The 19,010-nt window shown below is 41.7% G+C and carries 13 protein-coding genes and 1 riboswitch; of the genes, 1 reads left to right on the top strand and 12 read right to left on the bottom strand.

Annotation, left to right across the window (positions count from 1 at the left end):
- Window positions 1-4: 4 nt before the first annotated feature.
- From NSQ25_RS02390 to NSQ25_RS02335, 12 genes are all read right to left on the bottom strand, one after another.
- The gene (locus NSQ25_RS02390; RefSeq protein WP_269199625.1) at window positions 5-1,597 is read right to left on the bottom strand and encodes a T7SS effector LXG polymorphic toxin; all 1,593 of its coding nucleotides are present in this window, start codon (window positions 1,595-1,597) and stop codon (window positions 5-7) included.
- A gap of 192 nt (window positions 1,598-1,789) precedes the next feature.
- Entirely contained in the window at window positions 1,790-3,511 is a 1,722-nt protein-coding gene (locus NSQ25_RS02385; RefSeq protein ID WP_326136033.1) for a pyruvate oxidase, read from the bottom strand.
- A gap of 67 nt (window positions 3,512-3,578) precedes the next feature.
- Window positions 3,579-5,405, bottom strand: a complete 1,827-nt coding sequence (locus NSQ25_RS02380) for an APC family permease (RefSeq protein WP_034283853.1) — start codon at window positions 5,403-5,405, stop codon at window positions 3,579-3,581.
- A 112-nt stretch (window positions 5,406-5,517) separates the two neighbouring features.
- Window positions 5,518-5,662: riboswitch (cyclic di-AMP (ydaO/yuaA leader) on the bottom strand.
- Window positions 5,663-5,732: 70 nt separating this feature from the next.
- Window positions 5,733-7,820, bottom strand: coding sequence for a cellulose biosynthesis cyclic di-GMP-binding regulatory protein BcsB (locus tag NSQ25_RS02375; RefSeq protein WP_144496828.1), 2,088 nt, complete (start codon window positions 7,818-7,820; stop codon window positions 5,733-5,735).
- 4 nt (window positions 7,821-7,824) lie between these two features.
- Entirely contained in the window at window positions 7,825-9,093 is a 1,269-nt protein-coding gene (locus NSQ25_RS02370; RefSeq protein ID WP_070326707.1) for a glycosyltransferase, read from the bottom strand.
- Window positions 9,086-10,798 carry a DUF2334 domain-containing protein gene (locus tag NSQ25_RS02365; protein ID WP_326136034.1) on the bottom strand — a complete coding sequence of 571 codons (1,713 nt, stop codon included), beginning with the start codon at window positions 10,796-10,798 and terminating at the stop codon, window positions 9,086-9,088. The genes NSQ25_RS02370 and NSQ25_RS02365 overlap by 8 nt, the downstream gene beginning before the upstream one ends.
- Entirely contained in the window at window positions 10,788-11,639 is an 852-nt protein-coding gene (locus tag NSQ25_RS02360) for a diguanylate cyclase (protein WP_041116730.1), read from the bottom strand. Before NSQ25_RS02360 ends, NSQ25_RS02365 begins: the two co-directional genes overlap by 11 nt.
- Window positions 11,620-12,702, bottom strand: coding sequence for a glycosyl hydrolase family 8 (locus NSQ25_RS02355; protein ID WP_034283849.1), 1,083 nt, complete (start codon window positions 12,700-12,702; stop codon window positions 11,620-11,622). Before NSQ25_RS02355 ends, NSQ25_RS02360 begins: the two co-directional genes overlap by 20 nt.
- A gap of 197 nt (window positions 12,703-12,899) precedes the next feature.
- Entirely contained in the window at window positions 12,900-15,086 is a 2,187-nt protein-coding gene (locus NSQ25_RS02350; RefSeq protein ID WP_251232504.1) for a DNA topoisomerase III, read from the bottom strand.
- A gap of 72 nt (window positions 15,087-15,158) precedes the next feature.
- The gene (locus NSQ25_RS02345; RefSeq protein ID WP_024427347.1) at window positions 15,159-16,214 is read right to left on the bottom strand and encodes a tartrate dehydrogenase; all 1,056 of its coding nucleotides are present in this window, start codon (window positions 16,212-16,214) and stop codon (window positions 15,159-15,161) included.
- Window positions 16,215-16,312: 98 nt separating this feature from the next.
- Window positions 16,313-17,245: a DMT family transporter gene (locus NSQ25_RS02340; RefSeq protein WP_326136035.1), complete on the bottom strand. Its 933-nt coding sequence runs from the start codon at window positions 17,243-17,245 to the stop codon at window positions 16,313-16,315.
- Window positions 17,235-18,062 (bottom strand): AraC family transcriptional regulator, encoded by an 828-nt coding sequence (locus NSQ25_RS02335; RefSeq protein ID WP_326136036.1) that lies wholly within the window; start codon window positions 18,060-18,062, stop codon window positions 17,235-17,237. The genes NSQ25_RS02340 and NSQ25_RS02335 overlap by 11 nt, the downstream gene beginning before the upstream one ends.
- A 153-nt stretch (window positions 18,063-18,215) precedes the next feature.
- Between NSQ25_RS02335 and NSQ25_RS02330 the strand changes: the two genes are divergently transcribed.
- On the top strand, window positions 18,216-18,890 hold the full coding sequence (locus NSQ25_RS02330) for a GntR family transcriptional regulator (RefSeq protein ID WP_065215296.1): 675 nt from the start codon (window positions 18,216-18,218) through the stop codon (window positions 18,888-18,890).
- The last annotated feature ends 120 nt before the right edge of the window (window positions 18,891-19,010 follow it).

Below are 19,010 nucleotides of genomic sequence, written 5' to 3'. Positions count from 1 at the left end.
TTTTCTATTTCCCCCATTGATTTATTTTTCCTGTCACTTTGCCACCAGGTATAAAAGTTCTATGGGTTACTGTATTCGTTGTTGGATCTACCACCCATTCAAACACGCCATTCCTTATTTCTTTCGACTGTAACATTTCAGGGGCGTTGTTCTTTACTTTTACATATTTGGTTTCGTACTTAACCACCGAGCCCTCTATTTGATACAACGAATCCATATGGCCTTTTCTATTTGGTAAATCAAATCTCTTAGAATGAACTGCGTAGTTGTCAATTATATCATTAAAGCTATGATAAAAATCATCTTTTAATGCACTACCTACTCGTGGATTATCTAAAACTGGATGCTTAAGTTCTCTCGTACTCTTAATGCCCATCTTCCCATGAAACCCTTTTGCCCCGAACGGCAAAAGCATCCCCAGAGCCGCATTCATACTCGCTTCCTGCTGTTCTTTTGAGATCTTGTTTCCAAACATGTCTCGGCCTGTGATCGCTTCGCTGAAGCCGTTGGTGGCGGTGAGACCATATAAACCTTTTTGAGATGTTTTCAGAGCGTCAAAGGATTTTTGTGATGTCTTGTAAATATCGACTGCCCTGACTGCAGCTGATGTGGCTTGGGTGGTTTTATAGACAGCTTTTCCGCCTTTGAAAATGCGGCCTGCCCAGCCGACGATTGGAATGTAGCCGGCTGCTGCCATGCCGCCTGCCGCGACTCGCTGTCCTGCCGTGAGTTCCTCACCTGTGATTGGATCAACGCCTGTTGCGGCACGTTTTGCATCGTTCACGCCAGTCAGTTCATTCACGATGTTTCCACCATAATCGAGGGCTTTTTCATACCAAGGACGGTTGGCGAGTGCTTCTTGTTCCTTTGCGATCTTGCGGGCTTCTTCTTGTTCTTTTTTGATTTTCAGATATTCAGCAGTTTGCTTCTCAATATCGCTCTTTGCCTTGTAGATTTCGCTATTTTGATACGCTTTCTTGTCAAAATTCATAGGCGAAATCGCTTTTCCGTCATTTGTCGCATTCATCATTTCAGCATACAATGCCATTGTAGCTTGCTGTTCCGTCTCTGACAAAGCATATTCATCTTTTAAATTTTGATCAAGCTCTCTTAGTTCTTTGACCGTCTTTTTTCGTTCATCTTCTGCATCTTCTATTTTTTCATCAAAGGTTTGGCTATCAAATACTTCTAGGGAAATGAGGTCATCAATGTCTTGAAAAATGGTTTTGAGTGCCTTTTTTTGATCCTTTACAATGCTTTTGGCGTTTTTGATGCCCATATGTACTGCGTTGTCTAAAAAGTGTTCCTCTATAAAGGTATCGCCGCCAAAGCTCGTATCATCCAGTGTCCCAGAAACACCTTCATGAAAGGCTTTTTGTTTATCAATGAAGCTGATAAACATGTCTACATTTCCAGCGAGCTCTTTATAGAAACTTTTAATATTATCGGCACCTTTCCCAGTGAAATCATCACCGAGGTTGGCAACACCTTGTAATGCCTTTTTTAAATCTACCATTTGTTCGCGGAGTTCTTGATAGTGTTTTGCCCTTGTGTCCATGGCACTGGTTAGTGCTTTTGCATCAAGTATCTTGCCCAGAAGAAGTCACTCCCTCCATTATTGATCATAAAGTCTATTTTACCTTTCTCAGCGAATTGGAAAAATAGGCTTTAAGTTACAAAAATAATTTCCATATATTTTTAGAGGAAATAAAACAAGTGATAATTGAAATGTTTTTTCCTTTCATTAAAAAAAGTCAGTCCTCTTTTGAGAGGACCGACTACATTTTGTTTAGAAAAAGCGTTTTAAACTTTTCTTGAGTGGAGGGATATCCAGCTCGCCTTTTTCGAAGAATTTTTTCAGTAAGTATTTACTAAAACCAGCTGCTTGTGTGTACGTAATTTTCCCAGGTAACGGCGGTTCATTGGTGACAGCAACATCAATAATGACGGGTTTATCTGATTGAAGGGCTGCACTAAAGGCTGGAGCTAGTTCTTCATGTGATGACACGGAAATTCCTTTGCCGCCGCATGCTTCTGCGAACTTAGCAAAATCAATATCTTCCAGCTCTATACCATAATTGATGTTTCCTTTTACCTGTTGTTCATATTCGATCATTCCAAGGTTGTTGTTGTTTAAGATCACAACAACGATCGGCAGTTTATATTTTACCGCTGTCACAAAGTCTTGCATGACCATTGTGAAGCCACCATCGCCACAGACAGCAACCGCTTGACGATTCGGTTCATTTAACTTAGCAGAGATCGCTCCAGGCAAACCACAGCCCATTGTGGCAAGCCAGCTGGATATGATGAAATCCTGCTGTTTCATTTCAAAATGGCGTGCCATCCATACGGTCACATTCCCTACATCAACAGAAAGAATGGCGTCGTCTTCAACTGCTTCTTCTAGTCTAGCAATGACTTGCTGCGGTTTAAGCGGTGATGTGGCAACGGATTTTTCCTTATCCATTTCTTCTCGCCATTTCATCATATGCTCTGTACAAGCTTCAAGGAAACCACGCTGCTCTTTATATTCAATGTAGGAGGTCAGTTCCTGCAAACCACTCTTGCTGTCACTCACGATTCCTACGTCTACTGGATATCTTTTACCGATTTGATCTGGTTTAATATCCAGTTGAATGGCAGGTGTGTCCTCTGGTAAGTAGTCTCTATATGGAAAGGAAGTTCCAAGCATAATTAAGAGATCACACTCTTCCATTGCTTCATAAGCTGGCTTCGTTCCAATTTGACCTAGGTTTCCTAAAAAGTATGGATGCCTGTCTGGCACAACCCCTTTTGCAGGAAGTGTGATGACGATAGGTGCAGCAGCCTTTTCTGCAAATGAAAGAAGCTCTTCTTTTGCATTTCGTAATCCTTTACCTGCTAAGATGACCGGCTTCTTCGCATTGTTAATTAGCTCTGCTGCCTTTAGCAGTTGATCTTTCTTTGGCCGTACCTCTCCCTCAACATAAAGAGGAGATGTATAAACTGGCTTACGCTTAATTTTTTGAGAAAATAAGTCATCTGATACGGTGAGAACAGCCACCCCTTTATGGGTATAAGCTGCTTTAATGGCTTGATTCAATAAATCAGGCAAAGCTTCTGCTGTTTGTACCTGCTGATTAAAGACAGCGACGTCGTCAAACATCCGCTCTAATTTGATTTCTTGGAATGTGTCTCTTCCTACTTCATTCGACGCAACCTGCCCTGCAATTGCTAAAACGGGTGCGCCATCTGCTTTTGCATCGTATAGTCCATTTAATAAGTGGACAGCACCCGGTCCAGCGATGGATAAGCAGACACCGAGCTTACCTGTTAGTTTGGCATCAGCCGCCGCTGAGAGTGCCGCCACTTCTTCATGTCTCGTTTGTATAAATTGTATTTGGCTTGATTCATGCCTAAGCTCTTCAATCAATTCGTTTATGCTGTCGCCGGGCATTCCATAAATATGTTTTACGCCCCACTCTTCCAGTAGCGCTGTTACTTCTTTTCCTGCGGTTCTTTGCGGCATGTGAGAAAACTCCTTTTTTCTTACTCCATACCACCGCACCCTTTTGATCAAACGTTTCAACTTGCTGCTACTTTTTAAAATGATATGGAAGGGTGGCGACCACAATATCCCGTTTCCATAATAGACGGAACCTTAATAAAAAGGCAGATTGGTTATGCAAGATCGTATGCCATCTTTTTTTCGGGATAAATTGAGGCACGAGCACCATCACTTTATATTGATGCGCATTTGCTTTTGCCTCAACCGTTTCAAGAAATTTATCAAGCGGATGAATTAGACTTCGATAAGACGAATGCAATATCACAAGCCGCACACCGCTGTTCAGTTTTTCCCAATCCGCTTCAATTTTCTTATCTTTTTCTTTATCAAAGGATACATGAACTGCTATGACTTGATCTGATAAGGATTTTGCATATTGAACAGATTGCTCGACGACACGTGTTACACCGGCAATTGGCACGATGACCACATTTCCTTTAATCTCAACAGGCTCTGTTTCATTCATTAAACGCAGTTGTTCTCCAACAGACAGATAATGCTTTTTAATGGAATGAAAGATCAATAGCACAATAGGCATGAAAACAAATACTGGCCATACAAGATGGAACTTGGTCAAAATGAGAATCATGAGAACGGTGAAAGAAATCAGTGCTCCGACTATATTGATAGGCATTTTCGTTTTCCAGCCCTGCGGTTTTTCACGAATCCACTTCACACACATACCGGTCTGTGACAACGTAAATGGAATAAATACACCTACAGCATATAGCGGGATGAGGTGTTCCGTTTTCCCATCAAACAACCAAATGAGCAGCATGGAAGCTACACCTAAAAAGATAATGCCATTAGAATAACCAAGTCGATCCCCTCTTACTGTAAACATGCGCGGCATATATTTATCCTTTGCTAAGTTGACCGCCAATAAAGGAAAGGCTGAAAAGCCTGTGTTTGCCGCTAATATCAAGATTAAAGCTGTGACAGCTTGAATGACATAATAGAAAAATGTACGTCCAAATGTATCTGATGCAATTTGTGATACAACCGTTTCTTCTGGCTTTGGTGAAATGCCAAAACCAAACGCAAGCAATGTCACGCCAACAAATAATACGGCTAGTAATCCACCCATCATCAATAATGTTCTCGCTGCATTTTGTGCAGCTGGTTTTTTAAAGGATGGAATGGTATTTGAAATGGCTTCTACCCCAGTCAGTGCAGAACAGCCAGACGAAAATGCTTTTAATAAAAGAAACAATGTAATGCCAGGTACATGCGTGCCTATCGCTGTATGCTCAGGTGCTGGAGGAACGCCTCCTGTTAATAATTTAAAACCGCCGACTCCAATTAATATAAGGAGTGATATGACAAACAAGTATACGGGATAAGCCAAAATAGATGCCGATTCTGTCAATCCACGAAGGTTAAGCACCATGATCAAAATGACCAATACAATTGAAATCAGCACATGATATGGATATAGTGCCGGAAAAGCCGATGTGACGGCATCGGTACCCGCTGATATGCTCACTGCTACAGTCAAAATATAATCTACAAGCAATGATCCGCCAGCGACTAGTCCTGGCTTTTCACCTAAGTTTCTGCTAGAAACGACATAAGCCCCTCCGCCTTCTGGATAAGCATAAATAATCTGGCGGTAAGATAGAATTAACGCCATTAAAAGAATTAATACACAACCTGCAATCGGGAGTGAGTACCAAAATGCTGCTGCACTAACGACTGAAAGAACTATCAAGATTTGTTCTGTACCGTATGCAACGGATGACAATGCGTCTGATGACAATAATGCCAACGCTTTGATTTTTGATAGTTTTTGTTCTCCTGCTGCCTGTGATTTTAATGGTTTCCCAATTAAAATACGCTTCATCAAACTGTACATGTGATGCCCGCTCCTTTAGTGTCAAACGATTTAAGTTACAAAAGATGGATCGCCAAAAAGACACAGAGGCAATAGAATGCCCCTGCGTCTATTGTTTAGATCACAGGTTGGTCTTTGCTCTCTTTAACGCTTACGAGGTTAGCTGACGGATTCGGGCGCATGAGACTTTGCCCTACCTAAAAAGGATTCACCCCACGTGGTGTCCTGCACCACCAATGGTTCCCCCGCTCATCGAAATGATTCAGCGATTGGTCTTTTATAAAAGAGATCATACTCCCGTTTAACACCAAAGTAAAGACATTTTTTCAAGGTCTTTTGATCGTTTAATCAATCAGTCTTTTTGCGGTTTTTTCGCACGAAATAAATAATCATCACGACCACAAAAATAATCAGTGCAGCGATACATGCAAAGTAAATCCAAGAATCATTGATGCCTTGCTTTTCATCTTTTGGGAGATCATTTGTTGTGCTGCTGACCGTTTGATGATTAGAGAACATGTCTTTGTTTTTGCTCTCGATTGCAACTGTTGCCGTTTCCGTATTTGTTTGCAGGAAATGAATCACTTCATGTGAAAGATCAGCGTCAGCTGCATTCATTCCGGAAAAGACGGTCATTGTCTGTTCTTTATTCCATACAGATGGCTGCGTCCATACAATACGAGCAGTCGTTTCATTGATCATGCCAAAGGAGGATACATCATACTGATCCTTTTTCACTGGAACGATGAGATCGTCTGCCTTTTCTTTTAAAAAAGAGAACGTTTGAATGCCCCCGATGAAAATGAGAGAGTGATCTTTCAATTGATCATTTGTCACATTTGAAGCTTTGATCAAATGATATTGGGCAGCTTCCGGCTGACTAAATGATTCTGTCAGCATCGCCATTTGATTGATCGTTTCTTGCTTGATTTGATCTGGCATGATGATCAATGTTTTTCCTTGCTGCGTTTTTGAGGTGAAAGGAAGCGGCCATGCGGCTAAATCCGGTGTATCACTAGTCGTACCTTCTGGTATTTGAAGAGAGCTGTTCTTATCAATGTAAATCCAGCCTTCTTCATCCGTATGTCTGCAGGCTTCCATGTTTTTAAAGCCTGTAGTAACAAATTGCAAATCAATATATTCGTTCTTTTGGAGTACTTGTGAATCTACTGGAATTGACACATGATAGAATCCATTCTCATCTTTGTTTCCTAGTTTTGTTAACGGTACGTCGTGCGGTTCGTTATTGATCATGACTGTTAAGCGTTCCGCTTTGTTCGCTGTATCAGATTTTTTAAATGATAGATTTAGTTTAGCTCCTGATTTTTGATGAGCGATCAATGCCTTTGGATAATAGTAATGATCAGATGCCGTCTTTTTGGTTCCAACCGTGACATCATCACCACCAAAATCTTTTAAACGAATTTGATGAGATGGTTTTGATGTTTTAACAGTAACCTTTTGAAGGAGTAAATCTGTCCCAGTGAGCTGACCTGTCAGTTCTGGTTGAGTCAGGACATTGATTTTTTCAGCAATTGTTTTTGGCTGCTTAGCAGTGACAAATAAAATGGGCTGTTCTTTTTTCTTTCCTGTCAAGGTTCTCACCGCTAACGTGAGCTGATCGCTTGCTGTTTTCATCTTTGCAGCTTGCTCGATCGATTTCACTCGTCCATCCCAGTTTCCTTTTGCTCCCACAGCAATGGTTGGATGAGCGATTTGTTTGAGGTCCTTTTCTTGGACGAGTTTGAGGTCTGCTTGGCGGTCTTTGTTTTTCAACGTCCGGTATACTTTCATAGCCGCTTCTAATTCAGCTGCTTCCGGTGAATTTGGAATCACAATATCTGTTTGTTCTTTCTGATCACCTGTTTGAATGAAAAATGAAGGGAAGCTGTCTAACGTCACGTCTTTCGTTTGAGTTCCTTTGAAATCCAGCTCACTTTCAGGATATACTTTCAGCCAATTGGCAGGTGTCTCTTGGTTGATACACACACCTTCTTTTAACACGCCATAAAATGTGAGCTGAATTTGATGAGAACCTTTTTTCAATTGCGCTTTGTTCAATTTGATTTGAATTGATTTCTTTTGATTTTTCCCTGATACGGGAATGGTCTTTTCAATCTCTCCATCAATCATGACTGTGAACGAAGATGGCGAAATAAGTAATGGTGAAGCCTCTATATTTAATGTAAGGGTGCTAGACTCAACTTTTCCTCTCTCTATTTGATAGGAAAATTCAGTGCGGTCTTCTTGTCCATACAAGGTTACTACATCTTCTGATAATGCTTGCGTTTCCGTTTGACTTCCTTTAGATGAGCGAATCCAGTCATCTTTCACTTGTACTCGATTTGATTGCGCCATTGCTTGACCCGCCATGAAAAAAGGCTGAATGGCAAGGGATATCATCAATATAAAAATCATCCATTTTACCGATTTCAATTTGTCACCCGCTTTTCTTTTGTTGTTGATCGTAACGCTCAGTTTTGTACCATTTCACTTCTTGTTTGAATAAACGGCTCTTTGCCTCTACACATAAGGAGTACACGACTAGCGCAATCCATACTTGAGAATAAGTGAAGTACATGAGCGCCACAATGAGCATATTTTGTTTGGTGAGCTCTGTTTTCTCAATACTTAGTGTAATCATCACTTCTGTTAGAAAGAGGAAGAAGGCCAATCCCCACAGGATCAGCGCAACAGCCCCTACAGATAAGTGAAGGTCAACAAATAGGTTCACGATAAAGATGCCATTTGAGAGCAGGACACCGAAGAAAAATAAGAAATACGTAAAGAAGAAATAAAACAAATCAAAAATCATTCGTTTTCGTTTCAGCTTCATAAACTGTTTCAAAAATTTGAGGACAACATATTGATTGCCTCGAGCCCAGCGCGTTCTTTGCCGCCACCAGACCTTCCATGTCTCAGGCTCTTGTTCCCATGTAATCGCAGCTGGGAAAAATCGAATGACATAGCCAAGGTTATAGACACGGATCGTTAATTCGGTGTCTTCAGCCAACGCATGAACATCCCAGCCGCCAAGCTCTTCTAAAATGTGCCGGCGGATGGCGAAGTTGGTGCCCGGTATTGTCGCAATGCCAAACCACTTCCATCTTCCGCCTTGCGCCATCCATTGAAAGCAGATGGTCTCAATATTAATAAATTTGGTCAGCAGATTTTTGGCTGCATTGATGACCCTGAATTTCCCGACAACAGCGCCTGCCTTTGGGTCATTCAATAAACCAAGAACCAAATGATAGACGGCCTTTTGTTCAGGCATGTTATCTGCATCGTATACGCAGATGACTTCTCCTGTTGAAGCCTTTAAGCCTTCATTCAGTGCAGTTGATTTTCCCTTTCCTGCAAATGGCGGTTTCGTTTCAATCATATGGACATGATCATATTGCTCACTGAATGACTGCACGATGTCCCCTGTGCCATCGGAGGAATTGTCATTAATCACAATGATTTCAAGGAGATGTTTAGGATAGGATAGCTGGACCATTGCTTTTAGCGTTTGCCGAATGACAACTTCTTCATTATGAGCAGGAATCAGAATGCTGACGGTCGGCAGTTCTTTCCCTTGTTTCGTCCATTCAGGCAGCACTTTTTCGTAGGTCAGGTAGTGCTGAAAGCCGCCCTGCATGAGAAACATGTGGTATAGGAGCATGATCCAAATCAGTATTAATGAAAGATAAAATAAGACATCAGCCACCTAATTTTCTCTCCTTAAAAATACGTTTTTTCATTGTCAGTCTTAAATACAATGTGTAAAAAGCAAATGCCGCAATAAACAGCATCACCACGACGGTGAGAATTCGCAGCATATTTTCCATGCCGCTTCGTTTAACTGTTGTGGTTTCCGCTCTATTGGATTGTTCTACATGAATATGTCCATCCCCTGATGTTTTGATCTGTACATGTGGTGTTTGGACTGTCTGTTTTGTTTTCTTTAAATCCAGCCATTCACTAGAAGGAATTGCATCCATCTGCGTCATCAGATTCTGCAATCCAGCTATTCCGGATTCCACATCATAGGACAGCCCGATTGCGGCTGATTGAAGATGCTGGATGGATTGAATCTTTTGTTCTGTTAAAATATTTGAACCTTCTTCGTCAGACGCTGGCTCTACTGATTGCTGAGGATATAAAGTCATGCCATGAAGCATGTCGGGTTTCGTCACGAGCGGCGGAGCACCGGCTGTTTTCCAAGTATGATCCGACAGCTGTACCTGTCCAAACAGACTGGACACATGCCTTGATATCACTTCGTAGCCTTGTTGAGATATGGCATCATGCGGCACCTCGAATGCCAGTGGATAGAGACCTTGCTGCGCAAGAAACTCAATGCCTTTTGTCAGTTTTTCTTCTGTATAGATGGTTTCTTGCTGCTGATTCGATCTCGTATAAGTATGGAAGTCTTTTTCATTCGAAAAATGGCTTTCACGTTGCTTCTTCTCAGCTTTTTTAGGGTCATTTGACGTAATGGACTGATCATTCTTTGCATCCCAGAACTCAAAGTCCTGACCAGAATCCTCCGTGCGATACGTACGGCTAAATCCATGGAGAATGATGCTGGCTCCATCGCTTTGCAATTGTTTTAACACTTTTACAAGCTTCGGGCGGTCACTCAGTGTCACTTCATCGCCTGTTGTTCGATCCACCCAAACAGGGGTTACCGCTATTAGAAACGGAATATGCTGAGTGGATACGTATTGTCCAAGCTCAAGCAGCTTCTTTTCGTCAGTGACAGGACTGATGTTCCCAAGCCTTAAGTATTTTGTGGTCAGCTGATTAGAAGAAGGAAGGCGTTTTTCTAGCACTTCTGCAAGAAGCTCGCTGTGCTGCACGACATTTAGGATTCCAATATAGGCGGCACCTTCCTTTGTTTGAATCACAAATGGAAGATCAGCTTTATGTTTTTTCAAAAGAAATTCCCTTTGCAAGTCTGCCCCTTGAACCGTTAACGCACTGATCCTTTTCTCTAGCTGACGGTATGCTTTATCATCTGTATATTTGATTTGACTCGTGTGATCTTGTTTGTGAAAAGTAAGCGCGGAAAATGGGCGCAGCTGTTCCGCATTGTATCCAATGGCTATGATCTTCTGTGCTTCGTTCATTACACGAATGGTCTGTTTTGGTAAGGTTCTCTTTATTTCCCCTAGATAGATGACTTGCTGAAATTCGCTGATCTTCTTTTCAGCCAAATGTTCATCAGATACAATCGTCGTCTGTTTGGAAAAATGTCCGGCGAGTAGATCCAGCATATGCACTGCTGGAGTCGTTTCTCCTGATTCTGTTGAATAAACGATCAGGGTATCTGGCTTGGCAAGAGCGTCGGCTGAAGCCATGTATTGAAACGAAAGAATCAAAAAGAGAGCAATCATCAAACAGCATTTCATCAAAGAATTAAAGTTCATTCATCATCATCTCTTTTTCTAGTTCTTCTAAAAATTGTTCTGGCGTGCGATACTCCGAACTGCTTGTTAAATGACAGACATGAAATGTCAAGGTGACTTCACGGCCGTTTAACAGCACATGCTTTTTCAATTTATCCTTTAGCTTCTCAAGGACGACAGAGACATTTTCTTCTGGTGTGTGAGTAAGCAGCAGGCCTATTCGTTCTTCAGATAATCGAAATTTCTTATCGGTTTCTCTGACACTTTCGCGAATCTTGTTACTTAATTGCTGAAATAGGTGCTGCATTTCTTTTTCTCCATATAACGATTTGAATTCTGCTGCATAATGAATGTGAAGAAGGATAAAAACGAATGGCTGTTTGTAGCGTTCTGCCCGTTTCATTTCCTCAGACAATTCCAGCCTCATCCGTTCTGCATTGTCAAATCCAGTGGTCGAGTCAATCGCCACAAATTGTTTCATCGCCTGCTTTTGTTGTTCAATGGTTTGCCGCATCGTCTTAATCCGCTCATGCAAGCTTCCTGCTGAAATCGCGAAAAAGAGGAGGGCTGCGCCCCAAATCACCACATCTTGCAATGTTTGATTGGTAAAGAAGGGGGTTGTGTGGCCAAGCTCTGTAAAGAACATAGCACTTCCTATAAAGAACAACATCAGCAAAGTAAAAATTAATGCTGGTAAGATGCCAAATAAAATCCCGCATCCTAACACGACAAAAGTCAGTGTGATCATCAAAAAGCTCTCTGCATCATGTACGCCAAGGTAGCCCATAAACAAAATAAGACCTGCAAACGTGAGGAGCAGAGAATAATATAAACGATACGTATTACTGAATAACCGATTCATTAAAAAGCTCCCTTTCTGCAATGAGAGGCAATAAATTGTCAAATGAGTGTGTGTCTTTTTCGTTCATGTACCCTCCATAATAATCCTTGAGAGGATCTTGAATTTGTAATTCTTTCATGCGGTCATACACCTCTTTTGCGAATTCCGGTTCGTTTCGTTTAAGAGCATACAAGATGACCAGCGCATATACAGAAGGCGATTCATACGTCACTGCTGGCTGCAATGTGCTCAGTTTATATCTACCGTACAATTTTCCTTCTTTTGTAAAAGTCGTTTTAAGCCATTTCATGATCGCGGACGTATTCACCTTTGCACGATCGGCATGTAGAGCCGTATAGAGTTGATCAATCATATTGATTTCTCGATCAAATGAATAGGCTTTTTTCTTTATGTCATAGGATTTAGGAAAGAATCCTTTTTTTCTCGGTGCTTGTTTTAGAATGGCCAATTGGTTACTCGTCATTTGTTTCGTGAATATTTTGAGGGATTCCAATTCTTTGATTGCTTTTGGGTCTAAATATGAGAGTGTGATTGTGTGTGAAGTTCGATTTGTTGATGCATCATAATAATCGGACAAGATGCCTCTATACATATTTTTGTCTTTTAACGCTTGTGCGATTTCTTTTGCTGTTGTTTGATATGCTGCATTCTTCCATAAACGATCTGCCTTTTGAAGTGCCGCCACTACCCGTAAATCATCAACCAAGGCATTGGCTTTACTTTTTTGATCAGATTCGATTTGCCAGCTGAGAAGATGATGGTCTAGTAAAAATTCATCTTGCAGGACACCCAATTGTTGGTCAAACGAATTTTGGTCTTTTTTTCGAACAAGATAATCCATCCAAAGCCCCAGCGATTCGGATAAGTAGATGTGCTGCTCTGCAAATGAAGTGCGGATCAAGCCTTGATCTGTCATGAGGTGATGAGTAATAAAATATTCTCCCGGCAATACTGGCTGTGGTGATACTGGATAAGCTGATTCCGTCTGCTGCTTCCAGGTACATCCACCTAGTAGAATGACAATGAGTAAAACAATACCTATGCGATGTATGGGTGTATCCATTCGTGTCCCCTTTCAACTCCCGTTCTCTTAGCATTCCAACGATTTATTATAGATTGTTTCTGTTTAAATTTAAATAAATATTTTATACCAAATTACGAGTCTTTTCGCATAGATATTCCCATTTTCAGAAAAACAATATGTCGATATGCTTGATTACATTGGAAAACCCATGCGTTTCCGCATGGGTTTTTATAATACTATTGATCTAATTTTAATTTCTTTAATTGCTCAGCCAGTGCGTTATTGATTGGTTCTTCCACTTTCTTTTGTTTCTTCATATATTTAGACACATCGTGCTTACTGGCTTTCTTTTGATTGGATTGTGATTTGCGTTTTTCGAAAACAGACAGTTTTTCTCTATGGCCGCACACACAAGCAAAGATTTTGCCATCGCCTTCTCCGCGCAGCTCGAGCTTTTTATGACAGTTCGGGCAGCGTGCGTTTGTTTTCTTCGCCACATTTTTACGGTGGCCGCATTCTCGGTCTTGGCACACGAGCATTGTGCCATGTTTTCCGTTCACTTTCAGCATCAGTTTTCCGCAGTCCGGACAATGGGTGCCAGTGACATTGTCATGCTTAAAGGTTTGGTTCGTTTGTTTGATTTCAGATACGGCTTGTTTTGCATAGGACTTCATTTCACTCATGAATTGAGAAGCCTTCAGCTGTCCTTTTGCGATTTTAGAAAGCTTTTGTTCCCATTCCGCTGTTAACGCAGGAGATTTTAAGTCTTCAGGCACTAAGGAGAGCAGCTGCTTCCCTTTCGATGTGATGAAAATGTCTTTGCCCTTTTTCTCGATTAAGAAACTGTTAAACAGTTTTTCAATGATATCGGCTCTTGTGGCCACTGTCCCTAGTCCGCCTGTTTCACCAAGGGTTTTCACTAAATCCTTTTCCTGATTCTGCATAAATGCCGCTGGGTTCTCCATAGCAGATAGCAGGGTTGCTTCATTAAAACGAGCAGGAGGTTTCGTTTCTCCTTTTGTTTCTTTCAGCTGGCGTACTTCAAGTGATTGCCCTTCGGAAAGTACCGGCAGATGCTGATCTGCTTCGGCTGATTCCTCGTCTTCATAGGAATCATCGTACACAGCTTTCCAGCCGGCTGATTGCACAGTTTTTCCTTTTGCTGTGAATGTTTCACTGCCTATTTTGGCGATCACCGTTGTTTCCTCATATTCAAAAGGATTCATGAGTACAGCAAGGAATCGTTTGGCAATCAGATCATATAATTTACGCTCTTTATCACTTAATGCACCAGGATACAGCTCTTCCTCGGTTGGAATAATCGCATGGTGATCTGACACTTTTGCATCGTTGACAAAGCCTTTGTGTGCTTTCACACCTGATTGTAAAATGCGGTTCACATGCTGAGCGTACGGTCTGACATTCATTCCTTTTAATCGATCTTTTAATGTAGGAACGATATCCGCTGAAATAAATCGTGAATCTGTACGCGGATATGTTACAAGCTTATGCTGCTCATACAACCGTTGAAGCGTAGATAATGTTTCTTTTGCTGAGAAGCCGTAGCGTTTATGCGCATCACGCTGCAATTCAGTGAGGTCGTACAGCCCTGGAGCAAAAGCTTTTTTCGCTGTTTTTTTCAATGCATCGATCACTGCTGGTTTTCCTTTGCAGCCTGCCAAGCGCTCTTTTATGACATTCTCTTGGAATGTGCGGTTTTGCTTTGTTTTGGCATCCTGCCACGTTAAGGTAAGTCCATCTACTTGTGCAGTCATTCCATAAAACGGCTTCGGCTGGAATTGCTGAATGTCTTCTTCTCGTTTGGCGATCATGGCTATCGTTGGTGTTTGTACCCGTCCGCAGGAAAGCTGCGCATTGAACTTGGTCGTCAGCGCTCTTGTTGCGTTGATCCCTACAATCCAGTCTGCCTCAGCACGTGCAACCGCTGAGCGGTACAGATTATCATATTCTCTGCCGTCTTTTAGTCGTTTGAAGCCTTCTTGAATGGCTTTGTCCGTAACAGATGAGATCCATAGTCGTTTTAGCGGCTTTTTCACATGCGCTTTTTCAAGAATCCATCTTGCGACAAGCTCCCCTTCACGTCCAGCATCTGTTGCGATGACAATGTCTTTTACATCTTTTCTTGCAAGCTGTGCTTTTACTGCTTGGAATTGTTTTCCTGTCTTTTTCATGACGACAAGCTTGAGCGGCTCTGGAATGATCGGCAAATCCTCTAAACGCCAGGATTGAAATTCTTTTCCGTAGCCTTCTGGATCAGCCAGTGTGACTAAATGGCCAAGGGCCCACGTGACAATGTATTGATCTCCTTCTAAAAAACCATTTCCTTTTTTATGACACTTCAGTACACGCGCTAAGTCACGTCCTACTGAAGGTTTCTCTGCTAATACAACTGTTTTTGACACTAGATTTCACATCTCTTTCTTCTATCCATCCTTTTATTATAGCAGACGTGGAGATGCGGTTCTAATGACGGATTATTTCTTCAAACGCGTGATAATTTCGTTTGTGATTTCTTGTGTTTGATAAGCCCCGCCGATGTCTGCCGTTAAAAAGCCGTCTGCTGTGACTGACTCGATGATTTCGAGCAGGTGTGTACCTAGTTCTTCCTCTCCGAAATGATCAAGCATGAGTTTAGCGGTCCAAATTTGACCGATTGGGTTGGCAATTCCTTTCCCTGCAATATCTGGGGCTGATCCGTGTACAGGCTCAAACATGGATGGATATTTGCCATTTACATTGATGTTGGCGGCAGGCGCCACGCCAATACTACCCATAATCGCAGCCCCAAGATCAGTTAAAATATCGCCAAATAAATTGCTGGCAACAATCACATCGAATTTCTCTGGTCTTGTCACAAAGAAGGCTGAGAGCGCATCAATGTGCTGCGAGTCTGCTGTCACCTCTGGATAATCCTTTGCTACGTCTTGAAACACTTCATCCCAAAATGGCATTGTATGAACGATTCCATTCGATTTGGTTGCACTTGTCACATGCTTTCGTCTTTTTTCTGCTAATTGAAAAGCAAAGCGCATGGCTCTCTCTGTCCCTTTTCTGGAGAAAACAGCATTTTGAATGGCAAGCTGATCTTCCCCTTGATAGATGCGGCCTCCAATTTCACTATATTCGCCTTCACCGTTTTCTCTTACAACAAGAAGATCGAAATCCTTTGGCTGAGCAAGCGGAGAGCGAATACCGCTCAGCTGTTTTGCAGGTCTAACGTTAATCACCTGCTCAAATTCACGTCTAATTTTAATCAGCAATCCCCAAAGCGATACATGATCCGGCACTAAATTGGCATCTCCGACTGCCCCTAAGAAAATGCTGTCAAAGGCTTTCAGTTGTTCCAATCCATCCTTTGGCATCATTTCGCCATGCTCTAAATAATATTCACAGCTCCACGGAAAATCCTGAAAGGTGAAAGACAGACCGCCATGCACATCTGATATCGCTTTCAAAACTCGGATGGCTTCAGGCACAACTTCCTTTCCAACCCCGTCTCCTGGTATTGCTGCAATTGAAACATGCTTCATTGATTTTTCCCCCTTCATCATCGGTCGACCGTCGACCATTTAATTCGAGTTTACTAGAGAGTGTCTGTTCTTACAATGGACAAAAGACGCTTTTTTGATCAAAGCGCCTTTTTATCCTGCATCAGCACACCGGGCTTCTGTTTCTTTCTTCCCGCACTTTTTTTATCTGAAAGCAGCAAACCTCCTAAGGTCAGTACCGTTCCAAGCGCCGACATGAAGGTCAATCTCTCGTGAAGAACGATCATTGAAATGACCATCGTAATAATGGGCACTCCATAAATATACACACTCGATTTCACCACACCGAGCGTTTTCACAGAAAAGCTCCATGTCAGAAAACAAATCGCAGATGCGAAAAGGCCTAAAAACAGTAAGTGGAAGGCAAACGATGGATTCGTCAACCGTTCCCAGTCTAAACGAATTTTAAAATGCCAGATCAGTGGAATCATCCATAGCAGTCCGTAAAAGAAGACACGCCTTGTTACCTGAATGATATGGTAGCCATATTGGTTGATCATCTTCGATAAAATGGAATAGAATGACCAGACGATGGTAGCCGTTAAAGCTAACGCATCACCGAGTGGATTCAATTGAAACGTGGTCATTCCATTCATGCTGATCAGCACGATTCCCGTCATTGCGATGAAAAAGCCTATGAAAAATCGGCTGTGCAGCGGCTCATCTTTTAATAAAAAATAAGCCAATAAAAAAGAGAAGAATGGGACAACGGAGCTGATAACACCTGCATTCGAAGCGAACGTATAAGTAAGTGCGACATTTTCTAAAAAGTAATATAAGACCACACCGCATAAACCTGCCAGCGCAAACATCCCTTCATGCTTTTTATTTCGCACCTTCATGGTGACTGGATAGATGATCACCAGAGCCAAGTACCCTATAAAAAAACGGAAAAATAAAATCTCTGTTGGAGAAAAAGCCGTTAATAATATTTTGGTAGAGATAAAGGTGGATCCCCATAAAAAAATGGTGAACATGGCCGCTAAATGACCAAGCAGCTGTTTATTTTTCATCAGCTGTTACCTGCTTTACAAAAATTTGCTGATACTGCCCTGGCGTGAGCCCAATAAATTCTGAAAAGAAATGACTGAAATGACTTTGATCAGAAAATCCAGCGGCAGCAGCCGCATCTACAGGCTTCACTCCTTGGGCGAGAAGTTCCTTCGCATAGTTCACTCTGACTGTCTGTAAATAACGGTACGGTGTAATCCCTCTGAACTTTGTAAAAGCACGCAGCAATGAATATTTGTTCATGGACACAAGCTCACCTAAGTCATCTAACGAGATATTTTCCGTGAGGTGTGTTTCGATATATTGCTGTACGTCTTGGACTTTTTGTTCGTTGGCACGTGCGGGTGATGCTTTTTCCTCTGATGTATCAGCATAGGCTTCAATCAATTGTTTCATAAAGAAATAGAAGGTTTCCTGTTTATTCAAAGCAGGCGCTTCTTCTGTGATCATTTGATGTAGATCATATAGCGGCTTTGTTCGTTCACTTTTTGAAAACACAGGGGCTTTAAAATGCGGCTTGTGCTGAAAGATTTTTTCCAGCACTTCAGCTTCAATATTTAAGCAGCGATAATCGAGTGTCCTATGATCAATTTGTTCACATGCGTGATTATCATACGGATTGAAAAGAAGGATATCACCCTTTTTAATGATGTATTCTTGATTTTGGCAGATCAAACGTCTTTGACCGTCTTCAATAAATCCAATCACATAATATGTATGAAAATGATTCGGGAACTTTTGCATGATGCCATGAAAGCGATACGCCTCTATTTGCAAGTCTTGATCAAAATGTACAGTTCGTTCCTCTTGTGTGTTCATGTCGATCCCTCTTTTCACTGAACTGATCATTAGTGTAGCACACCCTTTTTCTCTTGGATTGTACGATATTGACTTTTCGATGCAGGCTTGCCTAGAGGGAAAAACTTGGATAACATGAGACAAAAGATGATGAATAAAAGAGGGAATGATGGGATGAATTCATTCGAGATGGAAAGACCAGCACCGTATCACATGCAATTTTATGAACAGCTGAAGCAAATGATATTTGATGGCCAGTTTCAGCCAGGAGAGCGCATCAATGAAACGCAGCTTGCCAAGCAATTTGGTGTAAGCCGATCACCGGTAAGAGAGGCGATGAGGCTGTTAGAAAAAGACGAGCTTTTAATCGCGGATCATCGCTCAGGCTATTCCGTCTATACGTTAACAGAAAAAGATGTTGAGGAGCTTTATCAAATTCGGGCGGCCTTAGAAACACTTGCTGTTGAACTTGCCTGTAAGGAAGCCTCGCAAAGAGAAATGGATGAAATTGAGCAGGTTCTCACGCAGGCGGACGAAGCGATCAAGCAGCAGCTGCCATCTAAAGAGATCGTCCAGTTACATGAAGCCTTTCACCAAAAAATCATGTTGGCGAGTCACAATGACCGCTTATCCAAACAATTGAATCACGTGAATGCACTCATTCACTATTGCCGCATCTTCCATTTTAGCGGCGGGACTCGTGCTGAAACCATTCAAAGAGAGCATACAGCCATCTATTCTGAAATAAAAGAGCGCCGCTCCATAGAAGCGGTTCAAGCAATGACAGAGCACTTATTACATGATGTTATGCACTTAAAGCAAGTACTCTCTAAAACAAACAAAGAATAAAGGGCTTTTCCCATTTTTTAAGCATTCCATGAACATATTTTGAATTTTTCGTAGATTTTAGCATGTCCAGACGATCTTTCGTTTATATTAGAAGATGAGAAACTAGCTTTTATACAGGAG

This window comes from Bacillus sp. FSL R5-0512 (genome assembly GCF_038593295.1).
GTDB lineage: Bacteria > Bacillota > Bacilli > Bacillales > Bacillaceae > Bacillus > Bacillus safensis.
The sequence above is the reverse complement of the archived record's forward strand: the minus strand, read 5'-3'. Positions and strand labels throughout refer to the sequence as shown.